Source organism: Tahibacter harae, from assembly GCF_024437735.1.
Lineage (GTDB): Bacteria > Pseudomonadota > Gammaproteobacteria > Xanthomonadales > Rhodanobacteraceae > Tahibacter > Tahibacter harae.
The window spans coordinates 22,899-42,171 of record NZ_JANFQO010000022.1 but is presented as its reverse complement, the minus strand read 5'-3'; the positions used below and the strand labels follow the sequence as shown (position 1 = coordinate 42,171).

Annotated in this window: 19 protein-coding genes; 7 read left to right on the top strand and 12 right to left on the bottom strand. The window is 70.1% G+C overall.

Annotated features, from left to right (window positions below; translation table 11 throughout):
- The first annotated feature begins 200 nt into the window (after positions 1–200).
- The 6 genes from NM961_RS19380 (at position 201) to murD (ending at position 8,182) form a co-directional block, all read left to right on the top strand.
- Positions 201–1,334, top strand: a complete 1,134-nt coding sequence (locus tag NM961_RS19380; RefSeq protein WP_255916067.1) for a hypothetical protein — start codon at positions 201–203, stop codon at positions 1,332–1,334.
- Between the two features lie 475 nt (positions 1,335–1,809).
- Entirely contained in the window at positions 1,810–4,359 is a 2,550-nt protein-coding gene (locus NM961_RS19375; protein WP_255916122.1) for a bifunctional aspartate kinase/diaminopimelate decarboxylase, read from the top strand.
- Positions 4,356–4,856 carry a hypothetical protein gene (locus tag NM961_RS19370; RefSeq protein WP_255916066.1) on the top strand — a complete coding sequence of 167 codons (501 nt, stop codon included), beginning with the start codon at positions 4,356–4,358 and terminating at the stop codon, positions 4,854–4,856. The genes NM961_RS19375 and NM961_RS19370 overlap by 4 nt, the downstream gene beginning before the upstream one ends.
- Positions 4,857–4,881: 25 nt before the next feature.
- Positions 4,882–5,328: a hypothetical protein gene (locus tag NM961_RS19365; protein ID WP_255916065.1), complete on the top strand. Its 447-nt coding sequence runs from the start codon at positions 4,882–4,884 to the stop codon at positions 5,326–5,328.
- Positions 5,329–5,490: 162 nt separating this feature from the next.
- Positions 5,491–6,828: a UDP-N-acetyl-alpha-D-muramoyl-L-alanyl-L-glutamate epimerase gene (gene murL, locus NM961_RS19360; protein ID WP_500691678.1), complete on the top strand. Its 1,338-nt coding sequence runs from the start codon at positions 5,491–5,493 to the stop codon at positions 6,826–6,828.
- The gene (gene murD, locus NM961_RS19355; protein WP_255916064.1) at positions 6,815–8,182 is read left to right on the top strand and encodes a UDP-N-acetylmuramoyl-L-alanine--D-glutamate ligase; all 1,368 of its coding nucleotides are present in this window, start codon (positions 6,815–6,817) and stop codon (positions 8,180–8,182) included. The genes murL and murD overlap by 14 nt, the downstream gene beginning before the upstream one ends.
- 6 nt (positions 8,183–8,188) lie before the next feature.
- Here murD and NM961_RS19350 read toward each other — a convergent pair whose 3' ends face one another.
- From NM961_RS19350 to rsxC, 12 genes are all read right to left on the bottom strand, one after another.
- Entirely contained in the window at positions 8,189–8,470 is a 282-nt protein-coding gene (locus NM961_RS19350; protein ID WP_255916063.1) for an FmdB family zinc ribbon protein, read from the bottom strand.
- A gap of 49 nt (positions 8,471–8,519) precedes the next feature.
- Positions 8,520–9,209, bottom strand: a complete 690-nt coding sequence (gene rnt / locus NM961_RS19345) for a ribonuclease T (protein WP_255916062.1) — start codon at positions 9,207–9,209, stop codon at positions 8,520–8,522.
- Positions 9,210–9,265: 56 nt separating this feature from the next.
- The gene (locus tag NM961_RS19340) at positions 9,266–9,928 is read right to left on the bottom strand and encodes an HvfX family Cu-binding RiPP maturation protein (protein ID WP_255916061.1); all 663 of its coding nucleotides are present in this window, start codon (positions 9,926–9,928) and stop codon (positions 9,266–9,268) included.
- 82 nt (positions 9,929–10,010) lie between these two features.
- On the bottom strand, positions 10,011–10,775 hold the full coding sequence (locus NM961_RS19335) for an HvfC family RiPP maturation protein (RefSeq protein ID WP_255916060.1): 765 nt from the start codon (positions 10,773–10,775) through the stop codon (positions 10,011–10,013).
- The gene (locus tag NM961_RS19330) at positions 10,759–11,637 is read right to left on the bottom strand and encodes an HvfB family MNIO-type RiPP peptide maturase (RefSeq protein WP_255916059.1); all 879 of its coding nucleotides are present in this window, start codon (positions 11,635–11,637) and stop codon (positions 10,759–10,761) included. The genes NM961_RS19335 and NM961_RS19330 overlap by 17 nt, the downstream gene beginning before the upstream one ends.
- 8 nt (positions 11,638–11,645) lie before the next feature.
- Positions 11,646–12,167, bottom strand: coding sequence for an HvfA family oxazolone/thioamide-modified RiPP metallophore (locus NM961_RS19325; RefSeq protein WP_255916058.1), 522 nt, complete (start codon positions 12,165–12,167; stop codon positions 11,646–11,648).
- A gap of 568 nt (positions 12,168–12,735) precedes the next feature.
- Complete coding sequence (locus NM961_RS19320; RefSeq protein WP_255916057.1) at positions 12,736–13,917, bottom strand: OprO/OprP family phosphate-selective porin; 1,182 nt, start codon at positions 13,915–13,917, stop codon at positions 12,736–12,738.
- Between the two features lie 83 nt (positions 13,918–14,000).
- Positions 14,001–14,654, bottom strand: a complete 654-nt coding sequence (gene nth / locus NM961_RS19315; protein ID WP_255916056.1) for an endonuclease III — start codon at positions 14,652–14,654, stop codon at positions 14,001–14,003.
- Positions 14,651–15,199 (bottom strand): hypothetical protein, encoded by a 549-nt coding sequence (locus tag NM961_RS19310; protein WP_255916055.1) that lies wholly within the window; start codon positions 15,197–15,199, stop codon positions 14,651–14,653. The genes nth and NM961_RS19310 overlap by 4 nt, the downstream gene beginning before the upstream one ends.
- Positions 15,200–15,311: 112 nt before the next feature.
- On the bottom strand, positions 15,312–15,923 hold the full coding sequence (locus tag NM961_RS19305) for an RnfABCDGE type electron transport complex subunit G (protein WP_255916054.1): 612 nt from the start codon (positions 15,921–15,923) through the stop codon (positions 15,312–15,314).
- Positions 15,916–16,941 carry an RnfABCDGE type electron transport complex subunit D gene (locus tag NM961_RS19300; RefSeq protein WP_255916053.1) on the bottom strand — a complete coding sequence of 342 codons (1,026 nt, stop codon included), beginning with the start codon at positions 16,939–16,941 and terminating at the stop codon, positions 15,916–15,918. Before NM961_RS19300 ends, NM961_RS19305 begins: the two co-directional genes overlap by 8 nt.
- Entirely contained in the window at positions 16,938–18,725 is a 1,788-nt protein-coding gene (rsxC, locus tag NM961_RS19295; protein ID WP_255916052.1) for an electron transport complex subunit RsxC, read from the bottom strand. Before rsxC ends, NM961_RS19300 begins: the two co-directional genes overlap by 4 nt.
- Before the next feature lie 154 nt (positions 18,726–18,879).
- Between rsxC and yajC the strand changes: the two genes are divergently transcribed.
- Positions 18,880–19,218, top strand: coding sequence for a preprotein translocase subunit YajC (gene yajC, locus NM961_RS19290; protein ID WP_255916051.1), 339 nt, complete (start codon positions 18,880–18,882; stop codon positions 19,216–19,218).
- The last annotated feature ends 55 nt before the right edge of the window (positions 19,219–19,273 follow it).

The window sequence follows — 19,273 nt, the reverse complement described above, 5'->3', positions numbered from 1 at the left end:
AATAGATTGTAAATTTCGGTACGCGGGACTAGGGTGGCCCGCAAGGCGTACCCGGCCGTACGGGTGCGGCCTAACCCGGAAATCCGCCACGCAAAAGTGAAGGAATACATCGGTTTTCCGGCAGTTATCTCGTAGGCGAGCGGCCGCGGTCCTTCCTCCCGTTGCGGGTGGCGTGTGCTCGCCAGAAGCCGGAGAGCGTCATGAAACTTACTCAGGATTTCGTTTCTGAACGTCCCGTCGTGCGCCGCTCGCTGCGGATGCGCGCGATGCTGGTGGCGTTGCTGGCCGCGGGTTGCTGCGGCGGCGTCAGCGCAGGATTCCTCACCGTCCCCAACGGCGATTTCAGCGATGCCGGCAATGCGGGTTCCGTCGGCGGCGGCGTGCTCGGCGCCTCGGGCACCAACGTGCCGATCGGCGCGGGTCCCTGGACGGCCACCTACAACGGCGTGATCGGCCTGCTCGCGCCGCCGACGCTGGCAATCAACTCGGTCAACGGCACCGCCGTCATCGACGGCCTGCTCGGCATCAACGCCCTGAGCATCGTCAACAACGGCGGCCACTTCGGCCAGACCCTCAGCAGCAACTGGCAGCCGAACAAGCGCTATACCCTGATCGCCAACCTGGACACCGGCGTCGTGCTCGATCTGCCGCTGCTCAGCGCCGCCGGCACCGGCATCATGCTGCTGTCCAATACCGGCCCCGTCGCCAGCAGCACCACCGCGCCCTCGACTCATGTGCGTGCCGATACGATCGACGCGCTGACCGCGCGCATCGCCCTGACCTACGACACCGGCGCCATCGCCTCCGGCCCCGTCACCGTGCAGCTGTTCGACCGGCCCCAGGGCCTGCTCACCGCCGGCCTGATCGACACGGCCGAATTTTCCGGCGTGCGCCTGGCGCAGAGCACGGTGCCGTCGGGCAATTCCACCCTGACCGTCAGCGGCGGCGGCTCCCAGGGCGCGGCCCTGGGCCAGCCCTTCCCGTTCACGATGAAGGCCCTGGTCAAGGACGAGAACAACAATCCCGTGCCCGACGTGCTGGTCACGCTGGAAGCGCCGGCCAGCGGCCCCAGCGCGACGCTGTACGGCATCGGCGGCCAATCCGGCCGCGTCGTCGTGGCCTTCACCGACAGCAACGGCGAAGTCACCCTGACCGCCGACGCCAACACCATCGCCGGCTGCTACAAGGTCACCGGTAGCGTGGTCGGCATGAACGGCCAGGCGGGTTTCAATCTGCGCAATTTCTCCGCTGCGCAGATCCAGGCCCTGCGCGATGCCGGCGCGGATGTGAACGGCGTGATGCAGGATTCGGTGTACTGCAACGGCTTTGAATGAATGACTACGGCGTGTGCCGCCGCCGAGGGGCGGAGGCACACGGCGGCGGTGCACGGCGAATCTTCGGCTGCTGTGCACTGCCGCGTTATCTCGTCCCCTGACGACGTGCGGCCGCCGGCGCGATGTCGCGGCCGCGCCCGCCGCGTTCAGTTGCGAACCGCTGCCGCCGCCGGCCCTGAACGGCGCGGCCCCAGGTGCCATGCCGCATCGGCCGCCCGCACCAACCCCGTAGCCCCGGCCGCGCCGTGCGCCGCCCCGCCTGCCTGCCGCGCCCGTCCGCCGCGCATTGCCCGCCGCCGGCGCGTGCCGGCAAATTGCCCTTATTCCGCCTCGCCATGGCGGTTTCATTGCGTTCTGCTGCGCCCACGGAAAGAATCGTCGGTTCCGCGCGAGCGCGCGCATGTACCGGCAAAACGAAAGGAACGGTGTGAACACCCTCGAATCTGCAAACGCCGCACACGGCGGCTGGGTCGTCGTGAAGTTCGGCGGCACCAGCGTCTCCACGCGCCCCCGCTGGGACACCATCTGCCGCATCGCCCGCGACTGGCATGCGCAGGGAAAACGGGTGCTGATCGTGGTGTCGGCGCTTTCGGGGATCACCGACAAACTCAAGGCCATCGCCGAATCCGGCGGCGACGCCGCGCGGCGCCAGGCCCTGCACGCGGAAATCCTGGCCCGCCACGAAGCCATGTTCGCCGAACTGGGCCTGGACGATCGCGCCACCCTGCAATACTGGCTGGACCGCCTCGCCGCGCTGAGCACCGATGCGCGCGCCGAAACCGGTGCGCTGGCCTGGCAGGCCGAGGTACTGGCCCTGGGCGAGCAGCTTTCCTCCACCCTGGGCGCGGCCTATCTCAGCGCCCAGGGCCTGCCGGCGCGCTGGCTGGATGCGCGCCAGCACCTGCTGGCCCAGGCGCTGCCCAACCAGAACGCCTGGGGCTGCTATCTGTCGGCCTCGGTGCCGACGGCGCCGGATCCGGCGCTGGCGGCCGCGCTGGCCGCCCAGGGCGAGGTATTCATCAGCCAGGGCTTCATGGCGCGCAATGCCGCCGGCGAGACAGTCATCCTCGGCCGCGGCGGCTCGGATACCTCGGCGGCGTATTTCGGCGCCCTGCTGAAGGCGGAAAAAGTCGAAATCTGGACGGATGTCGCCGGCATGTTCTCGGCCAATCCACGCATCGTGCCCGCGGCGCGGCTGCTGTCGCGGCTGGATTACGAAGAGGCGCAGGAAATCGCTACCACCGGTGCCAAGGTGCTGCATCCGCGCTGCCTCAATCCGGTGCGCGAGGCCGGCGTGCCGCTGCTGGTGCGCGACACCAACCGGCCGGAACTGGCCGGCACCGAGATCGGCGCCTCGGCCGGCGCCGCGGCGCCCAGCGTGAAGGCGGTCAGCGAGCGCCGCGGCATTACCCTGATCTCGATGGAATCCGTCGGCATGTGGCAGCAGGTCGGCTTCCTGGCGGATGTGTTTGAACGCTTCAAGCGGCACGGCTTGTCCATAGACCTGATCAGCTCGGCCGAGACCAACGTCACCGTGTCGCTGGATCCGTCCGAGAACCTGGTCAATTCCGACGTGCTCTCGGCCCTGGCGGTGGACCTGGCCGAGGTCTGCCGGGTCAAGGTGATCGCGCCGTGTACCGCGGTGACCCTGGTCGGCCGCGGCATGCGCTCGCTGCTGCCGCGCCTGGCCGGGGTGCTGGCGGAGTTCGACCTGCAGCGCGTGCACCTGGTGTCGCAGTCCTCCAACAATCTCAACCTGACCATCGTGCTGGACGAAGCCGCGGCCGACGGCCTGGTGCCGAATCTGCACGCGGCCCTGATAAAGGCCGAGGCGCTGCGCGCGGAGGATCCGGCCGTGTTCGGACCGGCCTGGCGCGAGCTGTACGCCCACGCCCAGGCGCCCCAGGCGCAGCCCTGGTGGCGGCGCCGGCGCGAGGAACTGCTGCAACTGGCCCGCGACGGCGCGCGCTATGTCTACGACCTGGCCAGCGTGCGCGAACGCGCCGCCGCGCTGCGCGCGCTCAAGGCGCCGGACCGCTGGTTCTATGCGCTCAAGGCCAACAGCCATCCGGCCGTGCTGGCCGTCATCGCCGAGGCCGGCCTGGGCCTGGAATGCGTGTCGCTGCCGGAGCTGGAGCTGGCCGCCGGCCTGGTCGGCCCGGAACGCCTGCTGTTCACGCCCAATTTCGCGCCCCAGGCCGAATACGCCGCGGCCTTTGCCCGCGGTGCGCGGGTCACCCTGGACAACCTGCATCCGCTGCAGCACTGGGGCGAGACCTTCCGCGGCCGCGCGGTGATGCTGCGCGTCGACCTGGGCAGCGGCCGCGGCCACCACGACAAGGTGCGCACCGGCGGCGCGGGCTCCAAGTTCGGCCTCAGCCTGGACCAGCTCGATGAATTCCGCCGCCTCGCGCGCGAGCTGGACCTGGCCGTGGTCGGCCTGCATGCGCACCTGGGCTCGGGCATCCTCGACAGCGGCCACTGGCGCGAGGTCTACGCCCAGCTCGCCGCCCTGGCGCAGGGCTTCAACCGGGTCGAGGCCATCAATATCGGCGGCGGCCTGGGCGTGCCCTCGCAACCGCTGGATACGCCGCTGGACCTTGCCGCGCTGGACGCCCAGCTGGCCGAGATCAAGGCCGCCTATCCGCAGTTTGAACTGTGGCTGGAACCCGGCCGTTACCTCGTCGCCGACGCTGGCGTGCTGCTGGCGCGGGTGACCCAGCTCAAGCGCAAGGGCGACTACCGCTACGTCGGCGTGGATACCGGCATGAACTCGCTGATTCGTCCGGCCCTGTACGACGCCTGGCACGAGATCGTGAACCTGAGCCGCTGCGATGAGGCGGCCGATACGCTGTACCAGGTGGTGGGCCCGATCTGCGAATCCGGCGACGTGCTCGGCTCCAACCGCCGCCTGCCCGAATGCGCCGATGGCGATGTGCTGCTGATCGCCCAGGCCGGCGCCTACGGCGCGGCCATGGCGTCGCACTACAACCTGCGCGCCCCGGCCGCGGAAGTGGTGATATGAGCCGGGCGCGCCTGCTGCTGCATCTGGCCGCGCTGGTGCTGCCGGTGCTGGCGGCGGGCGCGCTCATGCTGTCGGTGTTCTTCAAGGGCGCAGACGAGTTTTTCCTGCTCGCCGGCGTGGCGGTGGTGGCGGCGCAGCTGGCGGTGCTGCCGGGCTGGTGGTTGCTGGATCGCAGCGCGCGCCGGCGGGGCTGGATCCGGCCCGCGCTGGCGGGCCTGGCTATGGCGCTGCTGACCCATCTGCTGTCCGGCGTGGTGATGGAGTTGTGGGTGACGCTGAGTGGTGCCGGCCCCGAGCGCGCGGGATTGGCTGGCTTGTACCTACGGCTGCAAGGCGTTCTCCTGGTCGCCGGTCTGTCGTGCGCTTTCGTCGGCTGGGCCACCGCGCCGGCGGTGATGCTGCTGTGCGTGCTGCTGCAGCGGCGCCGCCGCGCCGAGCTGGCCGGGGCCGCGGATCTGCATCGCCTGGCGGATGCGCCGGCGGAAGTCGCGCCATGAAGGGGCCGCAGCAGGAAGACCGCGCATGAGCTTCACCCGCCTGCTGCTGCACGCTGCCGCGCTGGTGTTGCCGGCGCTGGTGATCGGCATTGCCGTCGGCGTGGCCGGCGGCAATGCGGCGGAGATCCCGCCGCTGGCGGGCTTCGCCATGCTCGCGGCCCAGTTAGCGGCGCTGGCCGGCTGGCCGCTGCTGGACAGCGCGGCGCGGCGGCCCGGTCTGGTGCGGCCTGTCCTGGCCGGGCTGTTCATGGCGGTGCTGACCCACGTGCTGTTCGGCGTGCTGCTGTCGCTGGGGCTGAGTCTCAAGCATGCGGTCCTGTCCGACCTGGGCGAGCTGCTGCGCAGCATGGTCTTCTTCGTATTTCTTTCGCTGATGCTGGCCGGCTGGGCCACCGCGCCCGCCCTGATGGGCCTGGCCGCCGGGCTGTGCCGGCTGCGGCGCGGGGAGCTGGCGGCGCCGGCCGGTAACTGAAAACCGCCGGCTGCGGCATCCCGCCGGCTTGGCAGTACAATCCGCGCGCCGCCGGCCGCGACTGGAATAATTTCTTGTTTTTTATACTTTTAGATTGCCTGTCCGCCTCCCGCCAGAGCCGCGCCGCTCTCGCCCCGATTCCGCTGCGCCAGGAGCCTGCCCGTGTCCCTGCCTGATCCGCGCCAAGCCGCGGCCTTCCGTTTCGTCCGTGCCGCCTACGCCGATGGCGAGGCGCAGCTGGTCTATGCCTTCGACGGCGGGCCGGAGCTGGCGGAGCGCATCGTGTTCCCGGCCGCGCCGGAAGTGCTGCCGGAGCGCCGCGCCGGCCTGGCCGCGGCGCTGAAGCTGCTGCACCTGATCGCCGGCATCAGCTACTACAAGGCCGGCGTGCCGCGCCGCATCGAGATCGAGGAAAGCCCGCTGGATGCCGCCACGGCCCGGCTGCTGGATGCGCTGTACCTGAACGGCCTGGGCGAATTCGCTTACCAGAACAAGCTGGATCTGCGCGAACACATTCACTTTCCCCACGCCGGCAGCCATGTGCCGGCCGCCAGCCTGGGCCTGCCGGCGCGCAGCCTGGTGCCGGTCGGCGGTGGCAAGGATTCGCTGGTCACCGTGGAACTGCTGCGCCAGGCGGGCGAGCCGGCCACGGCGGCGTGGGTCGGCAATTCGCCGCTGATCGCCGCCTGTGTGGCCACGACCGGGCTTTCCGGCCTGAACATCCAGCGTCAGCTGGCGCCGCAACTGTTCGAGTACAACAAGGCCGGCGCCTGGAACGGACATATCCCGGTGACCGCGATCAACTCGGCCATCCTGGTGATGGCGGCGCTGCTGTACGGCTATGACAGCATCGTGTTCTCCAACGAGCGTTCCGCCTCCAGCGCCACTCTGGAATACCAGGGCCAGGCGGTGAACCACCAGTGGAGCAAGGGCTGGGAGTTCGAGCAGTCCCTGGCCGCCTGGCTGCGCAGCCATGTGGCGGCGGACCTGAACTACTGCTCGCTGCTGCGCCCGCTGTCGGAGCTGGCGGTGACGCGCCTGTTCGCGCGCGAGTCGCGCTACGACGGCGTGTTCTCCAGCTGCAACCGCAACTTCCGCATCCTGGGGCCGCGCCCGGCCGACCGCTGGTGTGGACAATGTCCCAAGTGCCATTTTGTATTCCTGGCCCTGGCGCCGTTCCTGCCCAAGCCGCGCCTGCTTGCGATCTTCGGCCGCAACCTGCTCGATGACGAGACCCAGCAGGCCGGTTTCGACGCGCTGATGGAATTCAACGGCCACAAGCCGTTCGAGTGCGTGGGCGAAGGGCGCGAATCCCGCGCCGCCATGTACGCGCTGAGCCAGCGTGCGGAATGGCGCGAGGACGCCCTGGTCGCGCGCTTCGCCCGCCTGCTGCTGCCGCAGCTGGACGCCGCGGAGCTGGCGCTGGAGCCGCTGCTCCAGGTGGAAGGACCGCACGGCCTGCCGCCGCGCCTGGCCGGGATCGTCGATGCGCTTCGCTGAGCTGGCCGGGCGCAAGGTTGCGGTCTGGGGCTACGGCCGCGAAGGCCGCGCCACCCTGGCCGCGCTGCGCCGGCGCCTGCCGGGCCAGCGCGTCAGCCTGATCTGCAGCGAGGCCGAGGCGGAGCAGGCGCGCACCTTCCACGGCGATGCGCTGGACTACATCACCCAGGAGCCCTACGCCGGGCTGCTGTGGAGTTTCGACATCGTGGTGAAGTCGCCCGGCATCAGCGCCTATCTGCCGGCGATACGCGAAGCCGAGGCCGCCGGCGTGCGCTTCACGTCCTCGACCGCGCTGTGGTTCGGCGAAAACCCGGACGCCCGCGTCATCGGCGTGACCGGCACCAAGGGCAAGAGCACCACCAGCGCGCTGATCGCCCATCTGCTGCGCCGCCTGGGCCGGCGCGTGGCCCTGGCCGGCAATATCGGCCTGCCGCTGCTGGAGTTGCTGGATACGCCGGAAAAAGTGGATTTCTGGGTGGTGGAACTGTCCAGCTTCCAGACTTCCGCGCCCACGCACCTGGCCGTGGGTCTGGTCAACAACGTCTATGAGGAACACCTGGACTGGCACGGCTCGCGCGAACGCTACGTGGCCGACAAGCTGGCCCTGGCCGACCGCGCCGCGGTGCTGGTGCTCAACGGCCTGCAGCCCGAACTGCTGGCGCGCACCGCCGCGCATGCGGCGCGGCGCGTGTTCGGCAGCGAGGCGGGCTGGCATCTGGCCGGCGGACAGGTCTGCTGCGGCGGCGAAGTCCTGTTCGCGCTGGCGCAGCTGCCGCTGCCGGGCGAACACAACGGCCTCAACCTCTGCGCCGCGCTGACCGCGATCGAGGCACTGGGCCTGGACGCCCGCGCCGCCCTGCCGGCGGTGCGCGATTTCGTGCCGCTGCCGCACCGCCTGCAGACCCTGGGCGAACGCGCCGGGCTGACCTTCGTCAATGACAGTATTTCCACCACGCCGCAGGCGACGATAGAAGCCCTGCGCAGCCTGGAAGGGCGGCCGGTCAGCGTGCTGGTCGGCGGCTTCGACCGCGGGCTGGACTGGGGCGAATTCCAGCGTCATGTACAGCTGCATCCGCCGCTGGCGGTGATCTGCCTGGGCGCCAGCGGCGTGCGCATCGCGCAGCAGCTGGCCGCGGCGCAGCCGGCGTTCCGGCTGGAGCAGCGCATTTCACTCGCCGAGGCGGTCGCCGCGGCGCGCCAGCTCACGCCGGCCGGCGGCGTGGTGCTGCTGTCGCCGGGCGCGCCCAGCTTCGACCAGTTCCACGACTACGCCGATCGCGGCCGCGCCTTCACCCAGCTGGCCGGTTTCGATCCGCAGTCCATCGCCGCGATCGAGGGCCTGGGCATAGCCTGAGGCGCTTCAGTCGCCGCTGATGTAGTCCGGGCCCTTGCCCGCGGTCTTCTCGTACACCCCGCCGCCGGCGCGGCGGTACTGGGTGAAGCCGTGCTTGGCGGCGTGGCCTTCGCTGGTCAGGTGGCTGTTGCCGATGATGGTATTGGGCGCGGAAATGCGCCGCTGCAGCGCCGCGCCGCAGCGCGGGCAGGCCGTGAGATCGGCTTCGCTGAGTTTCTGCAGGTGATCGAAGCCCGGGCTGCAATAGTCGCAGCCCGGACCGGTGGCAACGTATTCGTAGATAGGCATGGCGGTGTCCGTGGGCTGCTGCGGCAGGTGAGGGCGGCGGCGGCCGGCCTCAAGCCACGGCGACGCTGTCGGCCGCCGTGCCCAGCAACGCCGGCAGGGCGTCGCCGCCGGCGGCGCGGTAGGCGTCTTCCATGGCCTTCCAGCGGTTGACGATGCGGCAGAACAGGCGCGCGGTCTGCTCGGTGTCGTAGACGGCCGAGTGCGCTTCGTTGCTGTCCCAGTCGAAGCCGGCCGCGGTCAGCGCCTTGGACAGCACGGTCTGGCCGTAGGCCAGGCCGGCCAGCGTGGCGGTGTCGAAACAGCTGAACAAGTGGAAGGGGCTGCGTTTGTGTCCGGTGCGGCGGATGGCCGCATTGAGGAAGCTCAGGTCGAACGAGGCGTTGTGGCCGACCAGGATGGCGCGCTGGCAGTCGGCTTCGCGCATGGCCTTGCGCACGGGGCGGAAGATGTGGTCCAGCGCTTCCTTCTCGTCCAGCGCGGCGCGGAAGGGATGGGTGGGATCGATGCCGGTGATCTCCAGTGCGCGCGGGTCGATGTTCGCGCCGGGAAACGGCACCACGTGAGTGGAAATGACCGGCTCGGGATGCAGCCAGCCGTCGGCATCCATGCGGATGGCGACGGCGGCGATTTCCAGCAGCGCATCGCGATCGGGGTCGAATCCGCCGGTTTCCACGTCGACGACGACGGGCAGGAAACCGCGGAAACGCTGGGCGAAATTGACGGATTTGGCGTCGGACATGGCGGCAGGATACCGGATGATTCCGTGGCCGCCCATGACTGTGTGCGCGCCTGCGTTCAGCTGCGCAGCCAGCGCGCCGCGACGGCCAGCGCCGCCGCCGTGGCGAGCAGGGCGAAGCCCAGCTTCGGAATCAGCATCAGGAAAGGCAGCCCGAGCACTGCCAGGGCCAGCGCCCAGGCCCACAGGTCGCTCACCGCCGCGGGCTGCGCCGTGCCCAGGCGGCGCGCGAGCACGTGATCCAGGCTGAGCTTGCCGGGACCGCCGAAGATCAGCGGCAGCAGCATGATGACGAACAGCAGCGGCAGCTTGAAATTGCCGTGGCCGGCATCGCTGACGGAATAGCCCTTGAGCAGGTCGCCCCACATGCTCCACATGTCCGGCCAGTGCACGGCCGCCGTCGCGACGAAGGTGAGAAACACCAGGGAAAAGGCGAAAAAGCGCGTGCCCAGGCCCAGCCACAGCATCAGCGCGCCGACGATCTCGAACCCGGTCGCCAGCTGCCAGGACAGGTCCGTCGGGATCACGCTGAACGGCCAGGGGAACTTGCCCTGGATATCGGCGAACCAGTTGTCGCCGTGCAGTTTCTCCAGGCCGGATTCGTAGAACTCCCAGCCCATGACCAGGCGCAGCACGGCCGGCGGAATCACTTCGGCCATGCCCTGCAGGCGCGAAACCAGGAGTTCCCAGAGCGTGATCAGACGGGCGAACGGTGCGGTCATGGCGAAGCGGCCTGCGGCGTGGGAGATGCTTCAAGGACCGCTGCAGGCCGCGCTTGCTTTCGCCGCAGACTGGATTTTTTCCTCAGCGCCGCGTGCCGAGCAGGGCGGCGCGCTGGTGCAGGTCGCGCAGGATGGCGCGGCCGGCCGGGCGCAGTGCGTCGGCGTTCGCCGGGGCAACCTCGGCCAGCAGCGCATCCAGCACCGCGCCGCCGCTGGCCCCGGTATTGGCCTGCAGGCGTTCGAGCAAGGCCGCGGTCAGCGCATTGATCTCCAGGAAGCGCACTTCGTCGTCGCGGCCGCGCACGAGCAGCAGCAAGGTCGGCTCGGCCGGCGCGTCGTCGGGGCGGAAGTCCGGGCGTATGCGGTGCACCGGGAAGCGGTAGCCCAGGGGCCAGGCCAGCGGCGAGACCACGGGCACGCCTTCGACCACGTCGCCGCGAGGGTCGTGCGGCAGATCGCCGATTTCCTGCTCGTCCAGCGACAGCGCCAGCTCGGCCCATTCGTAATGCGCCAGCTCGGTCAGGAACGGCGGATCGGCGCAGCCGGCCTCGGCGCGGTTCTGCACGAAGCGCAGGAATTCCCGTCCCAGCTCCGGAAACAGCGGCGTCTGCGCGCGGTGCTCGCGCAGGAACACGCCGACCAGGGCCAGCCAGTCGTCCTCGCCGTACAAGGTGCGTATCACCGGAAAATTGCTCGAAAGCAATCCTTCCACATTGTTGAAGAACAGCTCGCGGTAGACCTGCATGCGCCGGGCGGCGACGCCGGGCGGCAGGTCCGCGCGCTCGGGCTGGCGTATGCAGGCGGCGAAATCGCGCTGCAGCGCGTGCAATTCAGCCAGCGGCGACATGACGCTCCCCGGCGGTGCCGGCGCCGGCGCGCTGCAGGCGGCGGATGTGTTCCAGCTCGGCCGTGAGTTCGGCCAGCGGCGGGAAATTGAAATCGCGTTCCAGCAGGGTGGGGCGCGGGCCGAAGCGGGCGTAGGCGCGTTCCAGCAGGCGCCAGACCGGGTCGATCACGGCTGCGCCGTGGGTATCCACTTTCAGGCCGGGTTCCTCGTCGTAGTGCCCGGCGACGTGGAAATAGGCGATGCGATCGCCCGGCATGGCGTCGAGGAAAGTCTCGGCGTCATAGCCGTGGTTGATGCTGTTGACGTAGATGTTGTTGATGTCCAGCAACAGGTCGCAGTCGGCGGCCTGCACCACTTCGCGCACGAAGTCGGCCTCGTCCATCTCGCGTCCCGGCGCGGCGTAGTAGGACACGTTTTCGATGGCGATGCGGCGGCCGAGCAGGTCCTGCGTGCGGCGCACCCGCGCGGCGGCCCAGTCCACCGCGGCGCGGGTGAACGGAATCGGCATCAGGTCGTACAGGTGGCCGTCGTCGGAGCAGTAGGACAGGTGCTCGCTGTACTGCGCGATGCCGTGGGCATCGAGCAGGCGGCGGATCTTCACCAGGAGGGTTTCGTCCAGCGGCTCCGGGCCGCCCAGGCTCAGCGAGAGCCCGTGACAGGCAAAGGCGTGACGTTCGGTATAGCTGCGCAGCTTGCGCCCCAGGGCGCCGCCGACATTGATCCAGTTTTCCGGCGCGATCTCGAAGAAATCGATCGCGGCCGCCGGGGCGGCGGCCGCGGGATAGCCGTGGTCGGCAAGCGGGCCCAGCAGGGCCCGCCGCAGGCCCAGGCCCGCGCCGCAGGGAAGTGAGCGCGGGCTCATGGCGGGTCTCAGGAAGCGTGGCCGCCGCAGGAACCTTCCTTGCCCTTCTTGGCGTCGCCGCCGCAGGAGCCTTCCTTGCCCTTCTTGTCGCCGCCACAGGAACCTTCCTTGGCCTTCTTGTCGCCGCCGCAGGAACCTTCCTTCGCCTTCTTGGCGTCGCCGCCGCACTTGCCTTCGCCGCACTTGCCTTCGGCGCCCATGGCCTTGTGGTGGGCGTCGATCTCGGCCTGGCTCAGCGAACCGTTCTTGTCGGTGTCGATCTTGTCGAAGTGCTGGCCCTTGGCGGCGTCGAATTCGGCCTTGGAGACCGAGCCGTCCTTGTTGGTGTCCATCTTGGCCATGCCGCACTTGCCCTCGCCGCACTTGCCTTCGCCGCACTTGCCTTCGCCGAAGCCGGTGGCCATGTAGCCGCTGGCGAGCTGGTTGAGCTGGAAGGCCGTGTCGGCGCTGGCCATCTGCGACAGCGACAGGGTGCCGATGAAAGCGGTGCCGAGAGCGAGCGTCAGCGGTTTCGCAATCTTGGTGGACATTGCAAGTTCTCCGTGGTGGACGGGCGTTTCCGCCCGCAGGGGTAACGGCTGCGACATGCAGCAGTAACGCGCCAGAAGCCGGAGAACCTGCCGGTGTGCCGGGGTTCTGCCCTCCGTTCGTGCTGGCGCGCAGACAGTAGGCCGGCGCGCTGCGGCAACGTGGATTTGTTGCACTGCAGCGCGTCAGCTTGGACTAGCAGACCGGGCGGTCACGCAAATTCTTTCATACCGATATGCCGGTTAAGAACCTGCGATGCCGCCGATGGTGAGCGATGTCTGTGCCCGGCGGGAAGGAGAAGGTTGCAGTGCCTTGCGGAAAGGCGGGAATTGCACAGTGGGGCGGGGATTCGGGATTGAGGATGATTCGGGATGCGGGGCGCGGGTGTGGACTCTTGATCCAGGTTCGGGGCAGTGGCGGCAGGCGAGGCGGTACAGGCGCAGCGAAACGCCATCGGCGGCGGCAAGCCCGATAAGATCCTGCCGCCGCCGATGTCATTGCCAATCCCGGATCCCCGCTGCGTGCCGCCCCGCCGCGGCCAGTGCGGCAGCGTACGAATCCCGCAATCGTTCAGAAATAAACCTGCGCGCGCAGCTCCGTGATCTTGGGATCCAGCGAGAGATTGCCGCGATCGCTGAAGGCGCGGATGTAGTTGGCCTGCAGCTTGATGTGCTGGCCCAGGTACCAGTTCAGGCCCAGCGTCCAGTCGTGCTGTTTGCCGCCGCGGGTCAGGCCGTCGTTGAGGTCCAGGGTGGAGAAGCGCAGTGCCGCTTCCACCGCGCCGTAGCTGTTCTTCGGCTTGACGTTGGAAAAGGCGCCGCTCTTGTACGGCCGGTTCTCGCCGGTCAGCACCCAGCTGGCATAGGCGTAGGCGCCCTTGCCGCTGAAATCCGCCGCGTTGCGCCGTTCGGCGCCGATGGTCAGGTATTCGGCCTGCAGCGAGAACGGCCCCTGCGCCCAGGCACCTTCCAGGCCGAAGCGGCGGATCTGCTCGGTGCGGCTGAGATTGCCGGTGTCGACCAGGCGGATCGCGGTCAGGTTGGCCTCGGGGCGGGCGCGGATGCGGGCGACTTCGTCGTCGCGGTCCTCGATGGAGCCGGCGATGCCCAGGTGCACCACGCTGTCCTCGGTCTTGACCGGGTTGTAGACCGCGCGCGCGGCCCAGGTGGTGCCATCGTTGTCGCCGTTGAGATCGCCGCCGCTGAAGAAGCCCGCATTGAGCAGCCAGCCCGGGATTTTCTCGTAAGTCCAGTCCAGGCCGATGCGGCGGCCCTGGTTCACGGCCTGCACGGCCAGCGCGCGCTCCATGAACGTGGTCGAGCCCGAGCCGATGGCGCCTTCGTCGAAGCCCACCGGCGTCTTGATCTGGCCGATGCGGAAGTCGCCGATCTCCTTGTTGAACAGGCGCAGATAGGCGTCGACCCAGAGCTTGGACTGGAAATCGTAGCCCGCGGCCAGTTCCCAGGAGCCGCTCTTGCGCGCGTAGAGATAGACCTCCTTGCGCCGCCAGGTTTCCAGGTCCTCGAAGCGCGCCGTACCGTTGGGCAGGGTGTCGTCGGAGAAATGGTTGGTGTCGTACTGCAGCGTGGCGCGGGTGCCGAATTCGACGCCGGACTTGGTCTTGAACTTGGTCGGCCACTCGTTGAGCAGGTCATAGGCCTGGGCCGGCGCGGTCAGCGCGAGGGCCAGGGCAAGGCCCAGCGCGGAGCGGACGGCGGCGGGCGGCAGGCGGGGCGATAGTGCTTCGGTCATGGAAATCTTCGCGGGCTGTAGAAGAAGGTGGTGAGATTGCAACACCCCGCCCGCGGCGGCCGAAGTAGCGAGGACTCCTGTACTTATACCGTTTTCGCCGCGGCCGGCGGCGTCTTGTCCGGGTATTCGCACAGATCGCGGATGACGCAGGCGGGGCAGTCGGGCTTGCGCGCCTTGCACACGTAGCGGCCGTGCAGGATCAGCCAGTGGTGGGCGTCCTGCCTGAATTCCGCCGGCGTGGTTTTTTCCAGCTTGTCTTCCACCGCGCGCACTGTGGCGCCCTTGGCCAGGCCGGTGCGGTTGGCGACGCGGAAGATATGCGTGTCCACCGCGATGGTGGGCTGGCCGTAGGCCGTGTTCAGCACCACGTTGGCGGTCTTGCGGCCCACGCCGGGCAGCGCTTCCAGTTCCTCGCGCGTCTGCGGCACTTCGCCGCCGTACTGCTCCAGCAGGATGCGGCAGGTGGCGATCACGTTCTTGGCTTTGGCGTTGTAGAGGCCAATAGTGGATATGTATTTCTTCAGGCCTTCTTCGCCCAGGTCCAGTATCGCCCGGGGCGTGTTGGCGACCGGGAACAGGCGCCGCGTGGCCTTGTTCACGCCCACGTCGGTGGCCTGGGCCGACAGGGTCACGGCGACCAGCAGTTCGAACGGCGTGGTGTATTCCAGCTCGGTGGTCGGCTGCGGATTGAGTTCGCGCAGGCGGCGGAAGATTTCCGCACGTTTGGCATTGTTCATGCGGTTGGGGTTTCCGGGGCGGCGTAACGGTGGCGCAGATATTGGCCCAGTGCGACCAGGGCGGCGGCGAGCATCAGCTGCAGCGGCGCCGAATGCAGCAGCCGGCCCAGGCCGGGACCGGCCGCGGGCAGCCAGCGCAGCGCTTCTTCCAGTGCCGCGCGCAGCAGGATCAGCAGCCAGGGCGCGGCGGCCAGCAGCAGGCTGAGGGCGAACAGGCGCCACGGCGGTTCGTCGCTGCGCGCCAGCTGCCACCAGGCGGCATTGGCCGCGAGCACCGGCAGGAACTGGGCCAGCTGCGCCTGTGCATACGGCTGCTGCGCGCCCAGCACCCAGCTCGTGCAGGCCGTCGCGGTGGCGGCGACCACGGCGGCGCTGAAGGCGTCGCGGCGCAGTACGCGCGGCAGCAGCATCAGCAGCAATTGCAGCGTGCCGAACAAGGGCAGCACGGCCAGGGCCGGCGCCACGCCGGTGCGCGGGTTGGCGGTGAGCAGCAGCAAGGGCGCCAGGGCGAGCAGGGCGGGGGCGATCAGCGGATGGGCGGGCATGGGCGGATTGTAGGTGCGGGGCGCGGCGCCGGGCTGAGGGGGCGCAGCGCGGCTGAGCGGATCGGCCGCGGAGGGCTCGCGGCGTCCACGGGGCCGGTGTGCAAGGACCGCATCAAGGCTGGGCCGGCTGTGCGAACCATTGTTCGCCGTCCTGGGCATAGGCCTGCAGCACATCGCGCAGGCGCAGTACGATCGCGCGCGGCGTGACCGTGGCACCGGCGAACTGATCGAACTCGCCGCCGTCGCGGCGCAGGCGCCAGCCTTCGGGGACGGGATCCTGCAGCGAGCGGCCGTCGAAACGGCCCAGCCAGTAGCCGCCGTCGCGCTGGAATGCATCGCCCAGGCCCGGCGTTTCCTGCTGGCTCAGCACGCGCACGCCGAGCACGCGGCCGTCGCGGGCTATGCCCACATGCAGGCGGATGGGGCCGGCATAGCCCTGCGCCACGGCCTCGACCACCAGCGCGGCCGGCGCACCGCCGCGGCGCGCCCGCAGCAGCGGCAGCGGCGCGGCGCTGCCCAGGGCCGGATGCGTGAGCAGGATGCGGTCGCGCAGCGGATCGTTGTCGTAGCTGTCGCGCGGCAGCACGCCGGCCAGCGCGTCCAGGGCCAGCTGGTGGCGGGCGCGGGCGATGCGGCCGTGGCTGTACAGCGCGGCGGCCAGCAGCGCCAGCGCGCAGACGGCGCTCAGGACCAGGTAGTGCAGCGGCCGGCGTGGCTCAGTCATGCCGGCCGTGTCCGTAGATGCGCGGCCGGGTGAATTCGTCGATCAGCGGCGCGGCGGCGTTCATCAGCAGCACGGCGAAGGCGACGCCGTCGGCGTGCAGGCCCCAGCGGCGCAGGGCCAGGGTCAGCACCGCGACGCCGGCGCCGAACAGCAGGCGGCCGCGCGGCGAGGTGCAACCGGTCACCGGATCGGCGGCGACGAACCAGGCGGCCAGCATCAGGCCGCCGCTGAGCAGGTGCTGCAGCGGCGGCGGATTGCGTTCCGCATCGAACAGCCAGGCCGCGCCGGTCAGCAGCAGCACGCTCAGGATCACGCCGGCCGGCACCTGCCAGCCGATCACGCGGCGCCAGAGCAGATACAGCCCGCCCAGGGCATAGGCCAGCGCGATCAATTCCCAGCCGGCGGCGCCTGCATGGCCGAACACCGGCTGGCTGCGGATCTCCGCCAATGTGCGCTGCGCCGCTGCGGCCTGGCGCAGCGCATCCAGCGGCGTGGCCGAGGCCAGCGTGTCCCAGTGCGGCGGCAGCTGGCCGGCGAAGACGGCGGCCGCGGCGGTAGCCAGGTCCGGCGGCGTCAGGCCGGCACCGGTCCATTGCGACAGCTCGCGCGGAAATGCGACCAGCACCACCGCATAGCCGACCATGGCCGGATTGAACAGATTCGCGCCCAGTCCGCCGTAGGCGTGCTTGGCCAGGCCCAGCGCCGCCAGCAGGCCGAGCGCGCTCACCCACCAGGGACAAAGCGGAGGAATGCACAAGGCGAAAAGTACCGCCGTGACCAGGGCCGACAGATCTTCCAGCCCGGCCCGCACCGGCCCTCCGCGCAGGCGCAGCAGCGCGGCCTCGAACGCCAGCGCGAAGCCGGCCGCGAGCCCGAGCTGCAACAGCAGGCCCGGCCCGAACGCCCAGACATGGACGGCAATACCCGGCAGCAGGGCCAGCAGCACATCGGCCATGACCCGGCGCACGCTGGCCGCTGCGCGCAGATGGGGCGCGCCAGCAGTGGCGAAGGTCTTCATGGCGAGGGTTCCGCCGGTTTTTGCGCGGGCGCTGGAGGCCTGGCCTCTGCGTCATCCGGCGCCGCGGACGCTGTCGCTGGATTCCCGGTCGCGGGCGCCGGCGCGCCGTCGGCCGCCGCGGCGTGCGGCGGTGCCGTACTTTCCGGCGCGGCTGCCGCCGCCGCGCGCTTGGCGCGGCCGCGGGCGATCGCGGCGAGTACGGCGGACTTGTCCATCGCTGTCGAAGGCGCCGGCACCGCGGAAGCGGTGTTCGCCGGGTTCGTGTTGTCCGCAGCCACCGCTGCGCTGGATACGGCGGGCGCGCCTGGCGCGATGCTGTCCGCACCCGGCGCAACCACCGCCGCCGCAGAAGCGGCAGTCGCCTGCTCCTGCTGCACTGCTTCCCGCCGTGCGGCCACGCGCGCGACCTTTTCAGCCTGCTCCCGCTGCAGGCGGCGCTGGCGTGCCTCGTAGCGCGCGCGCGCCAGGTCGGCGCGGGCGCGTTCGGCGCCGCGCCGGGCCAGTTCCGATTTGCCGCGGCGATAGCTGTCCACCAGCGGAATCTGCGAAGGACAGACATAGGCGCAGCAGCCGCATTCGATGCAATCGCGCAGGCCCAGCGCGGCAGCGCCGTCCAGGTCGCCGCCGTCCAGCAGCCGCAGCAGCTCCTGCGGCTGCAATTGCACCGGGCAGGCCCGGGCGCAGTCGCCGCAGCGTATGCAGGGTTGTTGCGGCGCGTGCGGGCGGATGTCGTCCTCGCCCAGCACCAGTACCGAATTGGCGCGCGCATCCAGCGCGATGCGGTCGTGCGGCAGGGCCTGGCCCATCAGCGGGCCGCCCAGCACCAGGCGCGCGGCCTGGGCGGTGTAGCCGCCGGCCGCGGCGATCAGGTCTTCGACCAGGGTACCCAGGCGCACCTCGTAATTGCCCGGCACCGCGACGCCGCGGCCGCCGACGCTGACGATGCGCGTGGTCAGCGCCTCGCCATGGACCACGGCGCGCCAGGCCGCCTGCGCCGTGGCCACGTTGTGTACCAGCACGCCCATGGCCGGCGGCCAGCGGCCGCTGGGCACTTCGCGGCCGCACACCACCTGTATCAGCTGGCGCTCGCCGCCCTGGGGATAGACCGTGGGCACCGGCTGCAGGCGCAGGCCCGGCCACTGCGCCAGGGCGGCGGCGACCGCCGCGGCGGCTTCGTGCATGCGGTCTTCCAGCGCGATGACCACCTCGGCCGCATCCACGATGCGCGCGAGCAGGGCCGCGCCCGCGACGACTTCTGCGGCCCTGGCGCGCAGCAAGGCCTCGTCGCAGCCGATATACGGTTCGCATTCGGCGCCATTGAGAATCAGTGTCCGAACCTGATGATTGAGCTTGAGCGCCGCCGGAAAGCCAGCCCCGCCCAGCCCGGTGAGGCCGGCTTCGGCCAGGCGCCGGCGCAAGGCGGCCGGGGACTGGGCCTGCCAGTCCGGCAGCGGCGCGAAGGCGGCGGCCTCGTCGCGGCCTTCGGGTTGCAGCAGCAGGGCCGGAGCCTGGCCGCCGCCGGGCAGGTCCAGCGGCAGCAGATCGACGATGCGCCCCGAGGCCGGTGCCGGCAGCGCGGTCGCGGCGGCGTCCTGGCCCAGGGCCAGCGGCGTACCGCGGCGCACGGTCTGGCCGGGCGCCGCCAGGCGCTGCAGCGGCCGTCCGTCCGCCTGCACCAGCGGCAGGTACAGGCAGGCGGGCAGCGGGCAGGGGAGCAGGGGGCCGGCGGCGGCCGCGGGCGGCGGCGGCAGCACCAGGCCGCCGGGTATGCGCAGCAAGGTCATGGCCGGATTGTAGGCGGGCCGGGGCCCGGGCTTGAATCGCCCGCGCCCCGCCACCACGCCACTTGCGGTGCGCGGGACTGGCCTGCATGGCATACTGCGCGACTTTGCAAGCCTGGGCGTCTCATGGCCCCGGCTCCAACCAGCGAGAAAACCCATGGACTTCCTGATTTCCACCGCGCAGGCCCAGGCCGCGCAGGGTGCTCCGGCCGGTGCGGCCGGCGGCATGAGTTCCATCTTCATGATGGTCGCGATGTTCGCGATCTTCTATTTCATGCTGATCCGCCCGCAGATGAAGCGCGCCAAGGAACAGCGCGCCATGATCGCGGCCCTGAACAAGGGCGACGAAGTGGCCACCACCACCGGCATGCTGGGCACCATCACCGAGATCAGCGAGTCCTACGTCAGCGTGGAGATCGCACCGAACGTGGTGGTCAAGCTGCAGAAGCAGGCAATCACCGCCGTGCTGCCCAAGGGCACGCTGAAGTCGGCCTGAGACCGCGCCGCCGCCGGCGGCGGCACCGGCTGTACCGCTGTACCCAATCGAGTGC

What these genes read in the sequence shown, in the direction of transcription:
- NM961_RS19380 (WP_255916067.1), top strand. Translation starts at nt 201, where the DNA reads ATGAAACTTACTCAGGATTTCGTTTCTGAACGTCCCGTCGTGCGCCGC.
- NM961_RS19370 (WP_255916066.1), top strand. Translation starts at nt 4,356, where the DNA reads ATGAGCCGGGCGCGCCTGCTGCTGCATCTGGCCGCGCTGGTGCTGCCG.
- NM961_RS19365 (WP_255916065.1), top strand. Translation starts at nt 4,882, where the DNA reads ATGAGCTTCACCCGCCTGCTGCTGCACGCTGCCGCGCTGGTGTTGCCG.
- murD (WP_255916064.1), top strand. Translation starts at nt 6,815, where the DNA reads ATGCGCTTCGCTGAGCTGGCCGGGCGCAAGGTTGCGGTCTGGGGCTAC.
- NM961_RS19350 (WP_255916063.1), bottom strand. Translation starts at nt 8,470, where the DNA reads ATGCCTATCTACGAATACGTTGCCACCGGTCCGGGCTGCGACTATTGC.
- rnt (WP_255916062.1), bottom strand. Translation starts at nt 9,209, where the DNA reads ATGTCCGACGCCAAATCCGTCAATTTCGCCCAGCGTTTCCGCGGTTTC.
- NM961_RS19340 (WP_255916061.1), bottom strand. Translation starts at nt 9,928, where the DNA reads ATGACCGCACCGTTCGCCCGTCTGATCACGCTCTGGGAACTCCTGGTT.
- NM961_RS19335 (WP_255916060.1), bottom strand. Translation starts at nt 10,775, where the DNA reads ATGTCGCCGCTGGCTGAATTGCACGCGCTGCAGCGCGATTTCGCCGCC.
- NM961_RS19330 (WP_255916059.1), bottom strand. Translation starts at nt 11,637, where the DNA reads ATGAGCCCGCGCTCACTTCCCTGCGGCGCGGGCCTGGGCCTGCGGCGG.
- NM961_RS19325 (WP_255916058.1), bottom strand. Translation starts at nt 12,167, where the DNA reads ATGTCCACCAAGATTGCGAAACCGCTGACGCTCGCTCTCGGCACCGCT.
- NM961_RS19320 (WP_255916057.1), bottom strand. Translation starts at nt 13,917, where the DNA reads ATGACCGAAGCACTATCGCCCCGCCTGCCGCCCGCCGCCGTCCGCTCC.
- nth (WP_255916056.1), bottom strand. Translation starts at nt 14,654, where the DNA reads ATGAACAATGCCAAACGTGCGGAAATCTTCCGCCGCCTGCGCGAACTC.
- NM961_RS19310 (WP_255916055.1), bottom strand. Translation starts at nt 15,199, where the DNA reads ATGCCCGCCCATCCGCTGATCGCCCCCGCCCTGCTCGCCCTGGCGCCC.
- NM961_RS19305 (WP_255916054.1), bottom strand. Translation starts at nt 15,923, where the DNA reads ATGACTGAGCCACGCCGGCCGCTGCACTACCTGGTCCTGAGCGCCGTC.
- NM961_RS19300 (WP_255916053.1), bottom strand. Translation starts at nt 16,941, where the DNA reads ATGAAGACCTTCGCCACTGCTGGCGCGCCCCATCTGCGCGCAGCGGCC.
- rsxC (WP_255916052.1), bottom strand. Translation starts at nt 18,725, where the DNA reads ATGACCTTGCTGCGCATACCCGGCGGCCTGGTGCTGCCGCCGCCGCCC.
- yajC (WP_255916051.1), top strand. Translation starts at nt 18,880, where the DNA reads ATGGACTTCCTGATTTCCACCGCGCAGGCCCAGGCCGCGCAGGGTGCT.